This is a genomic window from Granulicella sibirica (assembly GCF_004115155.1).
Lineage (GTDB): Bacteria > Acidobacteriota > Terriglobia > Terriglobales > Acidobacteriaceae > Edaphobacter > Edaphobacter sibiricus.
Map to the genome: position 1 here is coordinate 24,716 of NZ_RDSM01000001.1, position 17,392 is coordinate 42,107.

The 17,392-nt window shown below is 61.6% G+C and carries 11 protein-coding genes; 7 read left to right on the forward strand and 4 right to left on the reverse strand.

All coding sequences use genetic code 11. The features are described from left to right. Positions 1-36: 36 nt before the first annotated feature. The 6 genes from GRAN_RS00135 (at position 37) to GRAN_RS00160 (ending at position 8,178) form a co-directional block, all read left to right on the forward strand. Positions 37-1,392, forward strand: a complete 1,356-nt coding sequence (locus GRAN_RS00135; protein ID WP_128911021.1) for an MFS transporter — start codon at positions 37-39, stop codon at positions 1,390-1,392. Positions 1,393-1,479: 87 nt separating this feature from the next. Next, positions 1,480-2,208 carry a FadR/GntR family transcriptional regulator gene (locus tag GRAN_RS00140; RefSeq protein ID WP_241654237.1) on the forward strand — a complete coding sequence of 243 codons (729 nt, stop codon included), beginning with the start codon at positions 1,480-1,482 and terminating at the stop codon, positions 2,206-2,208. A gap of 663 nt (positions 2,209-2,871) precedes the next feature. Further along, positions 2,872-5,208, forward strand: coding sequence for a methionine--tRNA ligase subunit beta (metG, locus tag GRAN_RS00145; protein ID WP_128911023.1), 2,337 nt, complete (start codon positions 2,872-2,874; stop codon positions 5,206-5,208). A gap of 389 nt (positions 5,209-5,597) precedes the next feature. Beyond that, positions 5,598-6,914, forward strand: coding sequence for a M16 family metallopeptidase (locus tag GRAN_RS00150; protein ID WP_128911024.1), 1,317 nt, complete (start codon positions 5,598-5,600; stop codon positions 6,912-6,914). A gap of 68 nt (positions 6,915-6,982) precedes the next feature. Further along, positions 6,983-7,519 (forward strand): prepilin-type N-terminal cleavage/methylation domain-containing protein, encoded by a 537-nt coding sequence (locus GRAN_RS00155; protein ID WP_241654238.1) that lies wholly within the window; start codon positions 6,983-6,985, stop codon positions 7,517-7,519. 32 nt (positions 7,520-7,551) lie between these two features. Beyond that, a complete protein-coding gene (locus GRAN_RS00160; RefSeq protein WP_128911025.1) occupies positions 7,552-8,178 on the forward strand; it encodes a LolA family protein in 627 nt (208 codons plus the stop codon). A gap of 93 nt (positions 8,179-8,271) precedes the next feature. Here the strand turns inward: GRAN_RS00160 and GRAN_RS00165 are convergent, their stop codons facing one another. Together GRAN_RS00165 and GRAN_RS00170 are read right to left on the reverse strand one after the other, a co-directional pair. Continuing rightward, the gene (locus GRAN_RS00165) at positions 8,272-10,290 is read right to left on the reverse strand and encodes an arginine--tRNA ligase (RefSeq protein WP_128911026.1); all 2,019 of its coding nucleotides are present in this window, start codon (positions 10,288-10,290) and stop codon (positions 8,272-8,274) included. Positions 10,291-10,404: 114 nt separating this feature from the next. After that, entirely contained in the window at positions 10,405-11,409 is a 1,005-nt protein-coding gene (locus tag GRAN_RS00170; protein ID WP_128911027.1) for a lysylphosphatidylglycerol synthase transmembrane domain-containing protein, read from the reverse strand. Between the two features lie 63 nt (positions 11,410-11,472). Between GRAN_RS00170 and GRAN_RS00175 the strand changes: the two genes are divergently transcribed. Next, complete coding sequence (locus GRAN_RS00175; RefSeq protein ID WP_128911028.1) at positions 11,473-13,209, forward strand: DUF6798 domain-containing protein; 1,737 nt, start codon at positions 11,473-11,475, stop codon at positions 13,207-13,209. Position 13,210: 1 nt separating this feature from the next. Here GRAN_RS00175 and GRAN_RS00180 read toward each other — a convergent pair whose 3' ends face one another. Together GRAN_RS00180 and GRAN_RS00185 are read right to left on the reverse strand one after the other, a co-directional pair. Next, complete coding sequence (locus tag GRAN_RS00180) at positions 13,211-15,235, reverse strand: DUF3857 domain-containing protein (protein ID WP_241654239.1); 2,025 nt, start codon at positions 15,233-15,235, stop codon at positions 13,211-13,213. Between the two features lie 28 nt (positions 15,236-15,263). Continuing rightward, positions 15,264-17,261: a DUF3857 domain-containing transglutaminase family protein gene (locus GRAN_RS00185; RefSeq protein ID WP_128911029.1), complete on the reverse strand. Its 1,998-nt coding sequence runs from the start codon at positions 17,259-17,261 to the stop codon at positions 15,264-15,266. Positions 17,262-17,392: the final 131 nt, after the last annotated feature.

A 17,392-nucleotide genomic window follows, 5' to 3' on the forward strand; every position in this document is an offset into this window, starting at 1 on the left:
ATCCCTGCGACCCTTCCTGCGCACGGAGCTGCTTCTATGTCCTCGACCCGACCGGTAGTGCAGTCCGGCTTTACGAGCTACGCGCCTGAGAAGCCGAGCACGCGGTGGTTCGTGTGCGCGCTTCTGTTTGCCGCGACGACGATCAACTATATGGACCGGTCGGTGCTGTCGCTGATCGAGCCTCTGCTGCATACGCTGCCGTTCATGGGGTGGAACCCGGGTCTGGATGCGACGCACCAGGATGTTTTCAACAATAACTACGGCAACATCATCATCTGTTTCCAGATTGCGTATGGGGTTGGTCTGCTGACTGCCGGGCGGGTGGTCGATAAGCTGGGGACGAAGATCGGGTATGCGGTCGCGATCAGCGTGTGGGCGCTCTCGTCGATGGGGCATGCGGCGGTGGCTTCGGTGGTGGGATTCTGCGTGGCGCGGGCGATGCTTGGGCTGGGGGAGTCGGGGAACTTTCCGGCAGCGATCAAGGCGGTGACGGAGTGGTTTCCATCGGAGGAACGGGCGCTGGCGACGGGGCTGTTCAACTCGGGCTCGAATGCTTCGGCGTTCGTGGCTCCGGCGCTGGTGGCGTTTGTGACGACGAAGTATGGGTGGCGGGCGGCGTTCGTGACGACGGGATCGATGGGGCTTTTGTGGCTCGTGGTGTGGCTGCTGTTTCCGTATAACCGGCTGAAGCGAGGGGCTTCGCAGACGCAGGCGAATCTTGAGCCGGTGGTCGCGGCGGGGGCGCAGAAGGGCTTCTTTACGCTGTTTGGCGAGCTTGGGAAGACGCGTCAGCTTTGGGCTTTTGCGGTTGGCAAAGGGTTCACGGACCCGATCTGGTGGTTTTACCTCTTTTACCTGCCGAAGTTTCTGAATGAGAACTATGGACTGGATCTGAAGCATGCTTACTGGGAGATTGTGGCGGTTTACGCGGTTTCGAGCGTGGGATCGATCGCGGGTGGAGCACTCTCGGGCATCGTGATGAAGCGTGGCTATACCGTCAACCAGGGGAGGAAATTTGCGCTTCTGGTGTGCGCGCTATGCGTTCTGCCGATCATGCTTGTGCCTTACATGCATGTGATTTCGCCGGGCAGTGCCTGGCCGGCGGTGGCGCTGTTCGCGCTGGCGGCGGCGGCTCATCAGGGCTGGTCGGCCAACCTGTTTTCGACGCCGACGGATATGTTTCCCGCGAGCGCGGTTTCGACCGTGGTGGGGATCGGCGGGGCGGTGGGAGCGGTGGGCGGGGCTACGTTTACGTGGATCGTAAAGCACTACTTCTCGCTTCACCCTATGCTGATTTTCACGATGGGCGGGTGCTCTTATCTTTCGGCGCTGATCATCTTTCACCTTCTGGTGCCACGGCTTGGGGTTCGGAGGGATGCGGTTCCGGCTTAGGGCTGTGTTACGCTTTCTCACGCTCGCGCTTGAGTACGTGGGCGAAACGTTATTTTTCAGGCTTGGGGAATTCAGGAGTCAGTTTCCGTGAGAAAAGAGCATCATGATGAGCCGGTAACCCATAGCCAACTCACCCTGCAGGTCGTGGAGCATGTGCGTGAGCTGATCTCGTCGGGGAAGCTGCATCCCGGGGATCGGCTGCCTCCGGAGAGGGAGCTGGCGCGGGAGCTGAAGATCTCGCGTTCGTCGCTGCGGGCGGGGATCGGGTTCCTGTCGGCGATGGGGGTTTTGAAGTCGCGGCATGGGGCTGGGACGTTTGTTTCTTCGGGTCCGCCGCAACTGGATTCGAGTTCTTTGAACATTCTGGGGACTTTGCATGGGTTTCAGCCGGCGCAGATGTTCGAGGCGCGGATGGTGCTGGAATCAAATATCGCGGCGCTGGCGGCGGAGCGGGCAACGGACGAGCACATCGCCGAGCTGGCCGAGGAAGTTGCCGAGATGTATGCCGCTCTGGATGATCCGCAGGAGTACCTGATCCACGATGTGCGGTTTCACCGGACGATTGCGCGGGCGGCTCAGAACCCGATCCTGGCGGCGCTGATGGAGACGATCACGGCGAATATGTACGATTCGCGGCATATCACGGTGGAGCATTCGACGGATCTGAAGGAATCGGCGGAGATGCACCGGGAGATCTACCGGGCGATTCGAACGCATAACCCGGCGCAGGCACGGAACACGATGGAAGCGCATTTGAAGGCGGCTTTGACGGCGCAGGCGACCGAGGGGCTGGGAGCGGAACAGGTGGCGGGGTAGGTTCGCTTGTCCTGCTTTCGGTCCAACTGGTCGGGCCAATTTCAGGGCTGAAAAAGAGACCTTGGCATTTACCTGCGGTTTTTGGGGTTTGTGGTGAGTTTTGGCATTCTGTTTGGGTGGGGTGGGTTTTTCGGGGGGTTTCCGAGGGATTTGTCCCGTGAGTTTTGGTTGGAAAGTGTGGATAGGATGTGGGGCGTTGTGCGGTAAACGTGGTTTGTTTTACGGTTCTGGCGCGGGTGGGCGTAAGGGCAAGGCAAACGCAGATTCCCTTCGGGAATGACAACCAGAACGGCAAGGGCAAGGGCAACGACCGGCGGTTGGGCGGTTTGGGTCTCCCACCTTAGCCGACGGTGGGGCTGTCGGCGAAGATGGGGCACCCTGGTCGGGGCTGATTGGTGGAGTGCGAAAGGCAGACGCAGATTCCCTTCGGGAATGACAACTAGAACGGCAACGGCAAGGGCAACGCCCAGGGCGGGGGGTTGGGCGGTTTGGGTCTCCCACCTTAGCCGACGGTGGGGTTGTCGGCGAAGATGGGGCACCCTTCGGGGCGGATTGGTGGAGTGCGAAAGGCAAACGCAGATTCCCTTCGGGAATGACAACCAGAACGGCAAAGACCGGTACGAGGGTCAGAGGCTGGCTGGCGCTGGTAAACTGAGGGTTCCCATGTCTGAAGCTACTGAAAAGCCCTTGCGCGAGAAGTTCTACCTTACGACCCCGATTTACTACGTCAATGCGCGTCCGCATATCGGGCATGCCTACTCGACTATCGTTGCGGATGTACTGGCGCGGCGGCATCGTCTGCTTGGGGATGACACGTTCTTCCTGACCGGGACGGATGAGCATGGGCAGAAGATCGAGCGATCGGCGGCGGCGGCGGGGGTTCCTCCGCAGGAATTTGCGGACAAGGTTTCGGCGCAGTTCCGGTCGTTGTGGGATCGGATGGGGCTGACGTATGACCGGTATATCCGGACTACCGATCAGTGTCATAAGGATGGGGTGCAGAAGCTCTTCTCTTCCCTTTATGAGAAGGGGTTTATTTATCTCTCGACTTATACGGGGCAGTACTCGATTGGCGAGGAGATGTTTGTGGAAGGGCCCCCGGGGACGATTGGGCCGGATGGGCGGCCTACCGAGACGGTTACCGAGGAGAACTTCTTCTTTAAGCTTTCGTCGTTTCAGCTTCCGCTGATTGATTTGATCGAGTCGGGTGGGTTGGTGATCACGCCGGATTCGAGCCGGAATGAGGTGCTTAGTTTTCTGCGTGGGGATGTGAATGGGGCTGAGGTGAGTTACTCGGCATCGGGCACGGCTTATGTTCCGGGGGCTTTGAAGGATCTTTCTGTTTCGCGCAGCTCGTTTACTTGGGGGATTCCGGTGCCGGAGCCTGCGGCGAGTGAGGCTTCGCAGAAGCATGTGATCTATGTGTGGCTGGATGCGCTGGCGAACTACATGACGGCTGTTGGGTATGGGGCTGACTCGGAGAAAGAGCAGGCGGAGTTCGCTCGGTTATGGCCGGCGGATGTGCATCTGGTTGGGAAAGAGATTACCCGGTTTCATTGCGTGTATTGGCCGGCGTTTTTGATGGCTGCGGGGATACCTACTCCCAAGGCTGTTACGGCCAATGGGTGGCTGCTGTTCGATAACGCGAAGATGTCGAAGTCGCGAGGGAATGTAGTGCGGACCGAGACCATTCTGGATGGGTTCGGGGATCATGTGTATGGGAAGCAGTTTCCGGATTCGACCAAGCAAGAGAGGGATTTGTTTGGGGCGGATGTGCTTCGGTACTTTCTGCTGAGAGAGATACCGTTTGGGCAGGATGGGAGCTTCAGCTTCGATGCGATGGTTACGCGGTATAACGCGGATTTGGCGAATGGGTATGGGAATTTAGTAAGTCGGACGCTGGCGATGATCGTCAAGTATTTCGATGGCGAGATCCCCTTCGGCACAATGGACGAGCGGGTGGGATTTGATATCAGCCTCAACGCAAGCGCTATCCCCAATAACTATTCTGAACGGGATTTCTCTAGCGTATTGCAGAACATAATGAACATCGTTCGGTCGACAGATACGTACATAACATCCAAAGCGCCTTGGAAAGTGGCGGCAGACGAGACCAGGCGCGACGAACTAAAGGATATCCTCTACACGGCTGTCGAATCTGTGCGGGTTGTTACGAGCTTCATTCACCCCGTGCTGCCATACACGACGACTCAGGTCTTTCTGCAGCTCGGAATTCCACAACCACTTGAGGCTGGGAAAGAGCCACTATGGGTCTCGCAGAAATTGGGTGAGCTACGCCCCCTCTTTCCTCGGGCGGATAAGTCACTTCCGCAGACCATGGCTGATATGGAAGAAGCTTCAGCCACACAGAGCAGTGCACCTATCTCTACTGAGAGCAAGAAAGATCCGATGACTACTGAAAACGATGTGCGTCCTGATTCTCCTTTCAAGGCAACTACGACTCCCGCAGGGGCGGCTGAGGTTCCTGCTGATCCGACGCATCCGGCGGCTCCTCCTCGGACCTCGGGTTTGCACGCTGAGAATGCGGGGGAGGCGGTTGCGGGGAGTCATGCGGTGACGACGGAGCGGGTGGGGACGCCTCCGCATGGGGAGGCGGTGGCTTCGCATCCGTTTGCGAATGCGGCGGCGGGGTCGGAGATTCCGGATACTCCGCAGATTGCGATCGATGACTTTGTGAAGGTGGATCTGCGGGTGGCGCGGATCGTGGTCGCGGAGAGGATCCCGAAGGCGGATAAGCTGCTGCGGTTGGAGGTCGACCTGGGGTATGAGACGCGGCAGATTCTTTCGGGGATCGCGGAGTGGTATACGCCGGAGGAGCTGATTGGGCGGAAGATCGTGATTATCGCGAACCTGGCTCCGCGGAAGATGCGGGGGCTGGAGTCTCGGGGGATGCTGCTGGCGGCTTCGGAGGGGGAGCATGGGAAGCCGGTGTTGGCCACGTTTGGGGAGGAGATTGCGGTGGGGGCTCGGCTGAAGTAGGGCGGCGTCAAGACGAGGGCCAAGGCAGACGCAGATTCCCTTCGGGAATGACAACCAGAAAGGCGCGCGGTGCGGGCGGTTTTCGTTCCCACCCAAACCGACGGTGATGCTGTCGGTGAGGATGGGGCACCCGGGCTTTGTGGGTTGCTCCTGAAGGCAAAGACGGAGCGGGGTGCGGGCGGTTTCGTTCCCACCCTAACCGACGGTGATGCTGTCGGTGAGGATGGGGCACCCGGGCTTTGTGGGTTGCTCCTGAAGGCAAAAACGGAGCGGGTGCGGGGCGGTTTCGTTCCCACCCTAACCGACGGTGATGCTGTCGGTGAGGATGGGGCACCCGGGCGTTCTGGGTTGGCCGGGGGCTGTGAAAGAATGGAGAGTCAAGGAGACGCATGTCCGCAACCCTGGTTGAACCGCTTTTGCCTACGAAGAACGCTGCCCGCAATATCCGCCGAACCGTCCTGCCGAATGGGCTGCTTGTGCTGACCGAGAGCATGGAGCATGTGCGAAGTGTGTCGATGGGAGTTTGGGTGAACTCCGGGTCGCGGGATGAAGAGGCGGGGGTGAACGGGATCTCGCACTTTGTCGAGCACATGGTGTTCAAGGGGACAGAGACGCGGTCGGCTCAGGTGCTGGCGCGGGAGGTGGACCAGATTGGGGGGAATCTGGATGCGTTCACGAGCAAGGAACAGGTCTGCTTCAACATCAAGGTGCTGGACGAGAACCTGGTTCCGGCGCTCGATCTGCTGAGCGATCTGGTGCTGCATCCGACGTTTGCCGCAGAGGATATCGAGCGGGAGCGGGGAGTGATCCTCGAAGAGATCAAGATGGACGAGGACAATCCGGACTACCTGGTACATGAGGTGTTCACGCAGAACTTCTGGAAGGGCGATGCGCTGGGGCGGCCGATCCTGGGGAATGCGAAGACGGTTTCGAGCTTCGACCGGGCGGTGGTGTCGGCGGAGTATGGGCGGCGGTTTACGCCCTCGAACATGGTGTTTTCGGCGGCCGGGCGGATCGAGCACGATACGTTTGTGGCGCAGGTGGAGGCTCAGTTTGCCGGGCTGGCGGCTTCTTCGGGCGAGGGGATGGCGCAGGCGAAGGCGCCGGTGGCGAATCCGCATATCACGTTGAAGAACAAGAAGTCGCTGGAGCAGGTGCAGGTGGTGCTTGGGGTTCCGGCGCCTTCGGTGCAGGATCCGCGTAGATATGCGATCTACCTGATGAACACGATGCTGGGCGGCGGGATGAGCTCGCGGCTGTTTCAGACGATTCGGGAGGACGAGGGGATGGCGTACTCGATCTACTCGGAGATGAACCCGTTTCGGGATGTGGGGTCGCTGAGCGTGTATGCGGGGACTTCGCTGGATAAAGTCGAGAAGCTTCTGCGGCTTACGCTGCAGGAGTTTCGGCGTCTTAAGGACGAACAGGTGAGTGCGGCGGAGTTAAAGCGGGCTAAGGACCAGTTGAAGAGCAATATCGTTCTGGGGCTGGAGAGTTCGTCGAGCAGGATGGCGAACCTGGCTCGGCAGCAGATGTACTATGGGCGGTTTTTCGGCGTGGACGAGATTACGAGAGAGATCGAAGCCGTGACTCCGGAGATGGTGCAGGAGATTGCGCGGGAGCTGTTCCAGGGAGACAGGATCGCGTTGACGATGCTTGGGAACCTGGGCGGGTTGAAGATCGGGCGTGAGGATCTTGTTTGCTAGCTTAGCTTTCGGGGTATTTTCGGAGCGGCTTTTGGCTGGTAAAGTTGTCGTGGCAGGACTGAGGCTCTATGAAGACGATTGAGATGTTGGTGGCGGGTCGGGCAAAGAGGGATGGCGTTCGCGGGGATGAGGGGTTCACGCTGATCGAGCTTCTGATCGTGATGTCGGTCATGCTGATCCTGATGACGCTGGGCATTCCGCAGCTCTTGAAGCTGAGGAAGACGGCGAACGAGACGTCGGCGATGCAGTCGGTGAGGACGATCGGGCAGGCGGAGTTGTCGTATAGCTCGACGTATCCGTCGAATGGGTTCGCGTGCAGCCTGGCGGCATTGGGTGGGGCGCAGGGTTCGGGCGCGCCTACTCCGCAGTCGGCGCAGATTCTGCCTTCGGATCTGGCGGCTGGACAGAAGGCGGGATACACGTACGCGATTACGAACTGCACGAAGGTGACCGTCAACAACCAGGACATGTTTACTTCGTTCCAGGTGACGGCGGTTCCGAATTCTGTTGGCCGGACGGGCGATCGTGGTTTCTGCTCGGACGAGAATAACGTGATCAAGTTCGATCCGCAGGGTGGCACGAACTGCACGCAGACGCTTCAGTAGTGCGGGGGTTTTGGGCTGGTTCCCTGCTTGTGATGGCTTTCGCGGCTCCGGTGGTTGACGCCGGGGCCGTTGCTGCGCCTTCGCCGGACAAGACGATTGTGAAGAAGGTCGACGAGCACTATAACCATTTGAACTCGCTGCGGGCTCGGTATGTCGAGCACTATGCCGGGATGGGCATGGACCGCACTGAGTCTGGGATGCTGGAGTTGGCGAAGCCGGGACGGATGCGGTGGGCCTACGATAAGCCGGTGGGCAAAGTCTTTGTGCTGGATGGGAAGTATGCGTGGTCGTACACGCCGGGGGACGCGCAGGTGGAGCGCGTGGCGGCGAAGAAGCTGGATGACTTGCGGTCGCCGCTGCGGTTCCTGCTTGGGCATACGCAGCTGGCGAAGGAGCTTGAGGGGATGATTGTGGAGCCAGCGGGCGCGGGGTTCAAGATCTCGGGCGTGCCGAAGGGGATGGGGCAGAGGGTTCGGCTGCTTTCGTTGCTAGTGGATGGGATGGGGCAGATCCAGAAGATGAAGCTGGAAGAGATCGATGGGGCGGTTACGGAGTTTTCCTTCTCGGAGATGAAGGAGAATCTGCCGGTGGCGGCTAAGGATTTTGTGTTTGTGGTGCCGGATGGGGTGGGGGTTGTGGATGGGTTGCCGCCGGTTTAGCGCCAGTGGTGGCTGGAGGTAACGGCGAGGGCCGCCTATAGCTCTACCGTGGAACGAGCTCCCACGGGTGAGCGTTTATCTATCCCTTGTTACTTACATGACGGGTGGTGCTTCTATTCCGAGGTAGCCCAACGCGCGGATGAGTTCGCGGTGGGCGGCGGCGGCGGTGGCGAGCAGGACGACGCGGCGGGTGGGGTCCTCTTCGGTGAGGATGTGGTGGCGGTGGTAGAAGTTGTTGAACTGCTGGGCGAGGGTGAAGGCATATTTCGCGAGGTTTGCGGGTTCGGCGGACTGGATGGACTGCTCGAGGACCGTGGTGAGGCGGGAGGCGGCGAGCCAGGTCTCCCAGAGGCTTGTGCCTTCCTCGGAGGTGAGGATGGCGTCGAGGTCGAGACCCGCGATCGCGGCTAGTGCGGCCTCGGGTGTTGTCTCGGACTTGCGGAAGATATTCGCTGCTCGGACGATAGCGTACTGGATGTAGGGGCCGGTTTCGCCTTCGAAGCTGAGGGCATCCTTGAAGTCGAAGGCGATGATCGTGTTGCGGGTGAAGCGGAGCATGAAGAAGCGCAGCGCTCCGACGGCGATCTGGGTGGAGATGGAGAGGCGCTCGGCTTCGGTGAGTTCAGGGTGGCGGGTGTCGACCTCGGATTTGGCGGCGAGGATGAGCTTGTCGATGAGGTCGTCGGCCTTTACTCCCAATCCTTTACGGCCACTTACTTCAACGAATGGTTTCGCTAAATCGGACTCGGGAATTTCGTAGCCGAGCTCGACGGCGCAGCGGGGGGTCATGGCGACCATGGCGTAGGAGAAGTGGGTGTAGCGGTCGGCGGCGTCCGCGAAGCCCATGGCGCGGAGGGCTTCCTGGACCTGGGTCTGGGGGTCGTTCTGGCGGGAGTCGATGACGTTGTAGATGGCGTCGGCCTTGCCGAAGGTGGGGGCTTCGGGGTCCGACGGGCCCGAGGTTGAGATCCAGCAGGGGTGCGTCGGGTAGGAGAAGAAGGGGATGTAGCCGAAGTCCTTGCCGGGGAGGAGGCCGAACTTCCAGAGGTGATATGCGATGTCCTTGCCGACGTAGGTGACGGTTCCGTTGGAGCGGACGATGACCTTGGCGTCTTCGTCGGGGCCTTCGGAGGCGTCTGTGTGTTCGGCTCCGGCGCGGCGCATGACTAAGCAGCCCTTGTTCTTGCCCTCGGTCTCTTCGTAGAGGACCCCGCGTTCGGTCATGAGGGTGCGGGCGGCGTCCCAGAAGTGGAGGGAGAGGATCTCGGACTCGCGCGGGAGGAAGTCGTACTCGATGCCGAGGCGGAGCATGGTCTCGAGGTGGCGGCGGAGGACTTCGGTGGAGACGAGGTCGGCCATTTCGGCGGTCTCGTTGTTGCCGACTTCGAGGGCGTGGAGGGTGTCGAGACGGATCTGCTTGCGCTGGGCGAGGGTCGCGGCGTCGATGCCGGGTTCGGTGTACCACTGGCTGACACGGGCGTAGAGGTCCCAGCAGTAGAAGTCGATGCGCTGGTTGGTCTCGAGGCACTCGGTGAGGAGCTCGCGGACCTGGGAGAGGGACTTGTGCTCGAGGTGGACGAGGCCTACGACGACATCGGCTACCTGGACACCGGTGTTGTCGATGTAATTCTGGACGCCGACCTGGTAGCCGGCCTTGTAGTCGTCGGGGCGGAGGAGGCGCTGAAAGGTGTCGCCGAGGATGGCGTTGCGGAGATGGCCGATGTGGGCGGCCTTGTTTGGGTTGATGCTGGTGTGCTCGATGAGGCGGAAGCCGGGGCCGCCGAGGTTGGCGTGCTCGCCGGCGGCGATGCGGCGGACGATGGCGGCGCGGTCGAGCTTGATGTTGAGGTAGCCGGCTCCGGCGACTTCGATCGAGGCTACTCCGGGAAGATGGGAGAGCTCGGCGTTCAGGTCGGCGGCTAGCTCGGTCGCGATGGCTCGGGGGGCTTTGCGGAGGCGCTTGGCCAGCTCGAAGGCGACCGGGGTGGCGATTTCGCCCATCTCGATGTTCGGCGGCTGCTCTACGGCGAGCTGTGCGAGGGTGGTGTCGTACTTCGTCTTGAGGACGGTCTGGATGCGTGCCAGGAGAGCGAGTTGGAGAGTGCGGTACATGCTAAAGAATCACCGTTTCGTGCAGAGGTTCGAAAAGCAAAGGCAAAGTTGAAATACAGAGGTCCATCGCGTTGCTCAGGATGACGACGTGAGGCAAAGGCGAGGGCCGGGCGCTTATGGCATCTCGGCGGGGAGGGTTTCGATCTCCTCGAGAAGCGGCTTACGCATGGTGTTTCGGATGCGATGGGCGAGGAACATGGCTCCGCCGACGCCGGTGATGGTGATGAGCATCCAGACGTGGAGGGCGAGGGCGTAGAGAGCAGCCTGGGAAGGATCAGCTCCGTGGCTGACCATGGCTGTCTGTGTGGCCCACTCGAACGGACCGATGCCGCCGGGAGAGCTTGGGATGAGAAAGGCGAAGTTGGCGGTCGAGACGGCCTGCCATGGGCCGATGGGGCTGGACTGGACGCCGAGGATGCGGGCGGCGGAGTAGAACTGGAGGCCTTCGCAACTCCAGATGATGATGGACTGGACGAGCAGCAGAAGAGAGCCGGCGACGCCGATGTTGCGGATGCACTCGAGGGCGAGCAGGACCCAGTGCTCGAGCTTCTCGATGATGGGCTTCTTCGGCAAGCGGGTGAAGAGGCGGCGGAGCGGGGCGTCGAGGGTGCGTGCTCCAAGGAGCAGGACGGCGAGGCCGATGACCGAGAAGGCCATCAGGCCGTGGGCGAGGAGGCGCGAGTGCGGGGAGGCGTTGGGGCCGAGGAAGAGGGTGAAGAGCGAGACGAGAACGAAGATGTCGAGGAGCTTTTCCAGGAGGATGGTCGACATGATGACCGACGGCGTGGTGTTGAGGTCGGGCGCGTAGGTGAAGATGCGCATGATGTCGCCGATGCGGAGGGGCAGGATGTTGTTGGCGGCAAGCGAGGTCATGAAGACGCGGGAGCAGGTGAGGAGGCTTGCGCCGGTGGACCGCATCATACGGTGCCAGCGGACACAGCGGAGGGTGTAGCTCACGATGCCGAAGCCAACGAGTCCCAGTATCCAGACCGGGGAGACAATACGAAGGGATCGGAACTGCGCGGGAGAGATGCCCTTGAAGGTGTACCAGAGGAAGAAGGCGCTGATGAGGAAACCGGGAACGGTTTTGAGGAGCTTGCTTGAAGAGACTGTGCTCATACCTGGGCCGTCCGGGCGTCGCGTGCGGGCGCGGGATTGGGTCGCTGCGTTTTGGATGTGAGCATGCTTGGTCGATTGTACCGTCTTGCAGGGCTGGCCGAGGGAGTTTCCGAGGTCCGCGTCCTCTACGCCGAAGGCAGCGTCTGTGACACAGAGGGAGTTCCAGTTTCTTTGACCGAGACAAACAGCGAACAGGACGGTGGATGGGCGGCAGCGGGATGGGTAACGGTGCTGACGCTCGTGGGCATCGGGATCCTGGGGTACCACCCGTATTCAGAAGATGGCGCGCTGTACGTCGCGGAGGTCAAGCACGCGCTGAACCCAGCGCTGTATCCCCATGGAACGGCGTTCGTGACGGGACATCTTGGGCTTCCCTGCTTCGCGCTCGGAGTGACCGGGCTGGTGAAGCTGACAGGGCTTGCTCTTCCGATGGTGTTGTTCCTGCTGTATGCCGCCTGCATCTGGGGAATGCTGTTTGGCGTATGGCAACTGGCGGCGAACTGCTATGAGAGCAGACAGGCAAGGCTCGGGGCGACGGGACTGGTAGCGGTCTGGCTGACGATGCCGGTGGCGGGGACTTCCCTTCTGCTGATGGATCCGTATGTGACGGCGCGGAGTGTGTCGCTGGCGATGACGCTGCTTGGGATGGCGGGGCTGGTGGGCTTTTGCCGCAGGCGGTCCGAGGGAGTGACGCGGTGGGAGCTTCTGGCGTGGGGACTGGGGGCATTCGGAGTGGCGGCGCTGGCGCATCCGCTGATGGCGTTTTACGGGCTGGTGGCGACTTCGATGCTGCGCTGCGTGACGATCGGACGCCCGGGTCTTCGGGTGAGCGTGGTGTGGATCGTCTCGATCGTGATGGTGACCGCGGCTGCAATGGCCCAGGTGCTGGCTCCGGCGGAGACGGCGAACTATGTGCGTGTGGCTTCGACGCGACCCTACTGGTTCCTGGCGGAGTGGAGGTGGTTCGAGTGGTTTGGGCTGGCGGCGCCGCTGGCGATTCTGGCGTGGGTGGGCTGGGGGCCGGGGCGTCGCTGGACCTCGCGGGACAGAGTGCGGCAAGGGCTTGGGCGGATGGCGGTGGCGGTTGGGAGTCTCGCGGTGCTGATCGCGATTGCATTCGCGCGGCAGGGGGCGCGGGTTCATCCGGTGGCGAAACTTCAGCCATTGCGGAGCTTTCAGATTGTGTACGTGGTGATGCTGATCGTGCTGGGCGCGGCGCTGGGACAGTTTGCACTGCGGAGGTCGTTCGCGCGGTGGGTGGGGGCGCTCGTGGTTCTTGGGGGAATCATGGTCGTGGTGGAGAGGATGACGTATCCAAACTCGGGCCATCTCGAGCTTCCGGGGCTGACTCCGAGCAATGAGTGGGAGCAGGTGTTTCTGTGGGTGAAGCAAAATACGCCGGAGGATTCGCTGTTCGCGCTCGATCCGGACTATGTGGGTGAGGAGGGGGAGGATACGCAGGGGTTTCGCGCGATCGCGGAACGGAGCGTGCTGCCGGACTACTCGAAGGATGGCGGAATCGCGGCGATTCGGTCGGGACTGACCGAGGACTGGGTGGCTGGACAGGCGGTGCAGGCCAGGCTATCGGAGGAGAGCGATGCGGAGCGGGTGGCGGCGCTTGGGCCGGCGGGTGTGACGTGGATCGTGCTTGGGCGTGGGGCGGTCACGGGCTTTGCGTGTCCGTTTGAAAATGGGCGGGCCAAGGTTTGCCGGGTTCCGGGTGCGGTCGAGAATCCCGAAGGCCCCACGCTTGCGACGATGAAACGTCGCGAAGATGGGGCATCTGATTTGCGACAGTGAGTCAATTTCCTCCGTTCGAGGCTGAGACGGGGGCGGCTTTGAGGACGACGGGTTCGCGGTCCTGGGCTTCGAAGCCGGTGTAGAAGGTGCGGAGGTCGCCGTACTGCTCTTTGGGAAAGAGCACTTCGCCGACAGCCAAGTCGCGGCGGATGGTGTAGTACGAGGGCGCCTGCTCGACTTTCATGCCGTAAGACGCCATCTTCTGGAACTGCGTGTTGAGCGGCTTGGGCATCGACTCGACCGTCATGCTTGGTGGGTAGTGAACGCGGACAACGTCCTGGGCGAAGTAGGGGTAATGGAAATAGACGCCGTACTTGCGATCCTTGGCAGTGAAGGTGGGGTCTTGCATGCCTTCAAAGAGGTCGGAGGAGATGAGGAGCCGGTGCCCTGCCGTGGAGCCGATGGGGCCTTTGACCGAGAAGACCACGGTGAGGGGCTCTTCGTAGTCGGTGAGCTTGTCGACGGAGACGACCTTGACCTCGGTGCCCTTGCCGAGGAGACGTTCGCAGGATTCGCTGAGCTGGCGGTTGAGGCTGGTCTGGTCCCCACGCAGGGCGCGCTGCCGCCAGTTGAGGGCGGTGTCTCCGCTGTAGATGAAGCGGATGGACCCGGAGGCCTCACCGTGGGCGTCAAGTTGGACGTCGGCGAGACGCTGGATATGGGAGAACTTGAATGTTTCACCAGGGGAGTCGACGAAGTCCGCTCCCTTGTCGGTCTGTCGGAGGCCGCGGACAAGGGTATGCGTCCAGGCGAGGTGCTGGAAGGGCATGTAGCGCTCGCCGGGATCGAAGAAAAGGTCCTTGCCATCGACCTGGACGATGGCAAGGTCGCTGTCGAGCTGGCTGAGGCTTAGGAATCCCTGAAGGAAGAGGCGATGATCGCGGCTGGTGACCGTGGAGAGATACGCTTTGAAGCCGGCGGCGCGGGCGAGAGCGACGAAGAGCTCGGTGAGTTGGGCGCCAGAGCCGCGTTTGCGGGTCAGGATGTCGTCGGTGTTGCGGATTTCCTTGTTGCCATCGGCCTTCTCTTCGGAGCTTGTGTGCTCGCGGGTGAAGTCGGTGTTCTCGAGCTTCATAACGCTTGCGTAGAGCTTACGCAAGCGGTCGATGGGCGGATCGGAGGCTGGGGCAAGCTCCTGGGCGGCAGCCTTGACAGCAGGCCCGGGGCCGATGAACCTGTCCTTCTCTTTGCTCCAGTTCTTGCCTTCCTTGGCCCAGAACTCGGTGTTGTTGTTGTACTCGCTGTAGTAGAAGAGGACACGATACGAGGCGAAGGTGATGGGAGGGAGGTACTCTTCGTCAGGGATGGGTGGGACGCTGGCAATATCAAGCGTGATGACGCTACGGGGACCCTGCTGGCCAATCGGCGGGTATGTCTGGAGCTTCACGGCGTCACCGGGAGGGAGAAGCGGAAACCACTGGACGGAGTTGATCTGGCCCTTTTCCCGGGTGTAGAGAGAGTGGACCGTGGGACGCCATTGGTAGTGAGCCTTGCGGGTAAAGAGCTTGGACTGAATGAGCCATTCGGGCGAGATGAAGTAGTTATCCTCGAAGCGAACGCGGTAGCGGTACTCGAGGATGCTGCCGACTTCGATGTCGGGCAGGCTGAAGACCTTGGCCATGAAGCGGTTGTCTTTGGTCTTCTCGATGAGCTTGTCGAAGGCCTTGCCGGTGAAGGGGACGATGCTTCCGTCGGGATGGATGGTTCGCCCGACGATCTCGGTGACTTCGATGTGGGCGTGGCCTCCGGCTTCGTACGGCAGTTCGATGGTCCCGTACTCCTTGCCGCGCTCGGTGAGGACCTTGATGCGGGCGTAGATGCTGTAGTTGTGATTGTCATCGTCGGTGACCTCTTCGCGATAGAGGTAGACGGCAGGGGCTCCGGGAACCTCAGGCTGGGAGGTCATGGAGAGTTCTTCTGGTGTGGGAGGCGTCCACTGCGCGCGAGCGGGGAGGGTGAGAAGAGCGACGGCGAGTGCGGCGAAGAGGAGGTACAGGGCGCGGTGCGGGGTCATTCGAACTTCCATCCTTTTCTTCTCTGCGGTTTGCGGGTGGCTACTTGCGGGTGAGCACGGCGCTGTTCTGCTCGTCGGCTTCGATGACTCCGTCGAGACGCTGGAGGTCGGGGTAGAGGTCGGGCGGGAGGGTGACCTGGCGGACGGTGTAAGTGCGGGTGTAGTGGAGGGTGTCGCCCTGAAGGGTGCTGCGGCTCTCGTACGAGGCGAAGCCCACATCGAGCTTGACGGGCTCGGGGAGTTCGTCGATGGTGTAGCCGGGGGGAAGCTTGATGTCGTAGGCGTCGACGTTCTGCATGGTCTCGCGGAGGTCGATGGGGATGTGGCGGGGCTTGCGATCGAGGGGGAAGGCGTCGGAGCCGAGGACGCGGGGCCGAACCATCAGGAGCGAGCCCATGCGGCGGGCGAAGTGGTCGGCAGAGAGAGCGTAGGTGAGCGTGAAGTCCTTATTGAGGGACATGGCATCGGCGACCTTGACGTCGGAGACGGAAAAGGCGGCGAGGTCTTGCGTGAGGGCGTGATCGAGGTACCTGGACTGCTCCTGCGCGTCGCCGGTGGTGTAGACGGTACGGCGGCGCTCGGAGACGTCGCCGAAACGCTTCTCGGTGACGGTGCCCTGGAGTGTGCCCTCGGGGGTGAGCTCAAAAGTGGCGTTGCGGCGGACAGTGTTGCGCTCGGGCGCGAGGATGGGGAGTTGAATCGCCTGGGTGTCGGGGCCTTCGAGGAGGACGCCGTAGCCGCCTTGCAGGTTGTGTTCGAGCTGGCCGAAGGGAGTCATCTCCCAGGTGGGATCGAAGATGAGGTAGCGGTGGCCGTTCTTCGCTGTGACGACGGAACGTAAGGATGGGGAATTGTAGGCTTCGGGAATCTCAATGGCCGCGATCATGTGATTGCCCATGAGGGATGGTGCTTCCGGATCGACGACGCCCCGCGCCGTGTCGACCATCATGAGGGCGGAGTGGATGCCGACCGAGGAGAGCATCGCCGAGACAAGGGTGGCCTTGTCCTTGCAGTCGCCGTAGCGGTTGCGGAAGATGTCGGCGGCGGGGTGGGGCTGGTAGCCGCCGATGCCGACCTCGATGACGAAGTAGCGGATCTGTCGCTGGACGAACTCGCCGATGGCTTCGGTCTTGTCGTAAAAGTCGGTCTTGCCCGCGGTGAGTTCTTTGGCCTTCGCGGCGATCTCGGGGGTGGGGGTGAGGCGGTCGCGGGACAGCTGCTGGTACCACTCGCCGATGGTGCGCCAGGAATCGGTCGTTGGAGCGGTGAGGCCGGGGCCGGCGTAGTGGATGGTCATACGGCCGGCGAGGGCGTACTCGGCGGGGGCCATCGGGATGTGTTCGAGGTCGATGCCGGGGGTGTCTTTGAGGTCCCAGCGGAAGTGCTGATGTTCGAGATCGATCGCGGTGGACTGGAGGTGGTGAGCCCAGACGGTGCCGTAGGTGAAGCCGGGAGGAAGTTCGAGGATGAAGCTCTGGTGGAGCTTCGGGATGGACTCCTGAAAGTTCCAGGTCTTCTCGGTGAGGTAGGGGCGGACAGTCTGCTCGTACTCATACGCGACAACACCACCGGGATCGCGACCAGGCGCCTTGGCGATGCGGAGCTTGTCGTCCTGGAAGAGGCTTCCCTGCCCTGGGTAGCCGTAGTCGACGATTTCTTCGGGCTTGAGGGTGTATTCGTGGCCGTCAGGACCGATGCTCCAGACCTTGAGAGAGCGGATCTGGGTGTCCTTGTCGAACGGCACCGCTACAACGGCCTCCTCCCGGCCACCAGGGCGGAGGATCTTGAGGACACGACGACGATGCTCGATAGCGGTGCCGTTGGCAGCGACCGAGTAGGTGGTCTCGTCGAGGAGGACGACGGCGTTGGTCTCAGCGGGGTAATTGGGGAGAGTCTGATGGGCGGCCTCCGTCACCCACGGTGGCACGGGTTCTGTCCTGGCGAACGACACCGTCGGCAGGAGAGCGGAACCGAGGGCAAGGAGAATGAAGAATCTGGTGAAGCTCTGCTGGATCTTCCGGTCGTGCTTATCGCCCATATCGTCCTTGCACGCGGGGCATAGGTATCCCACTGAGCACGTGGTGCCTTTCTAAGTTACTCAGTCTGCGGTGTAGACGAGTTATACCTTAGGGGCCCGGCGGGCGCAACTGGAATCCGCCTGCCTGAGAA

What these genes read in the sequence shown, in the direction of transcription:
- GRAN_RS00135 (WP_128911021.1), top strand. Translation starts at nt 37, where the DNA reads ATGTCCTCGACCCGACCGGTAGTGCAGTCCGGCTTTACGAGCTACGCG.
- metG (WP_128911023.1), top strand. Translation starts at nt 2,872, where the DNA reads ATGTCTGAAGCTACTGAAAAGCCCTTGCGCGAGAAGTTCTACCTTACG.
- GRAN_RS00150 (WP_128911024.1), top strand. Translation starts at nt 5,598, where the DNA reads ATGTCCGCAACCCTGGTTGAACCGCTTTTGCCTACGAAGAACGCTGCC.
- GRAN_RS00155 (WP_241654238.1), top strand. Translation starts at nt 6,983, where the DNA reads ATGAAGACGATTGAGATGTTGGTGGCGGGTCGGGCAAAGAGGGATGGC.
- GRAN_RS00160 (WP_128911025.1), top strand. Translation starts at nt 7,552, where the DNA reads ATGGCTTTCGCGGCTCCGGTGGTTGACGCCGGGGCCGTTGCTGCGCCT.
- GRAN_RS00165 (WP_128911026.1), bottom strand. Translation starts at nt 10,290, where the DNA reads ATGTACCGCACTCTCCAACTCGCTCTCCTGGCACGCATCCAGACCGTC.
- GRAN_RS00170 (WP_128911027.1), bottom strand. Translation starts at nt 11,409, where the DNA reads ATGAGCACAGTCTCTTCAAGCAAGCTCCTCAAAACCGTTCCCGGTTTC.
- GRAN_RS00175 (WP_128911028.1), top strand. Translation starts at nt 11,473, where the DNA reads ATGCTTGGTCGATTGTACCGTCTTGCAGGGCTGGCCGAGGGAGTTTCC.
- GRAN_RS00180 (WP_241654239.1), bottom strand. Translation starts at nt 15,235, where the DNA reads ATGGAAGTTCGAATGACCCCGCACCGCGCCCTGTACCTCCTCTTCGCC.
- GRAN_RS00185 (WP_128911029.1), bottom strand. Translation starts at nt 17,261, where the DNA reads ATGGGCGATAAGCACGACCGGAAGATCCAGCAGAGCTTCACCAGATTC.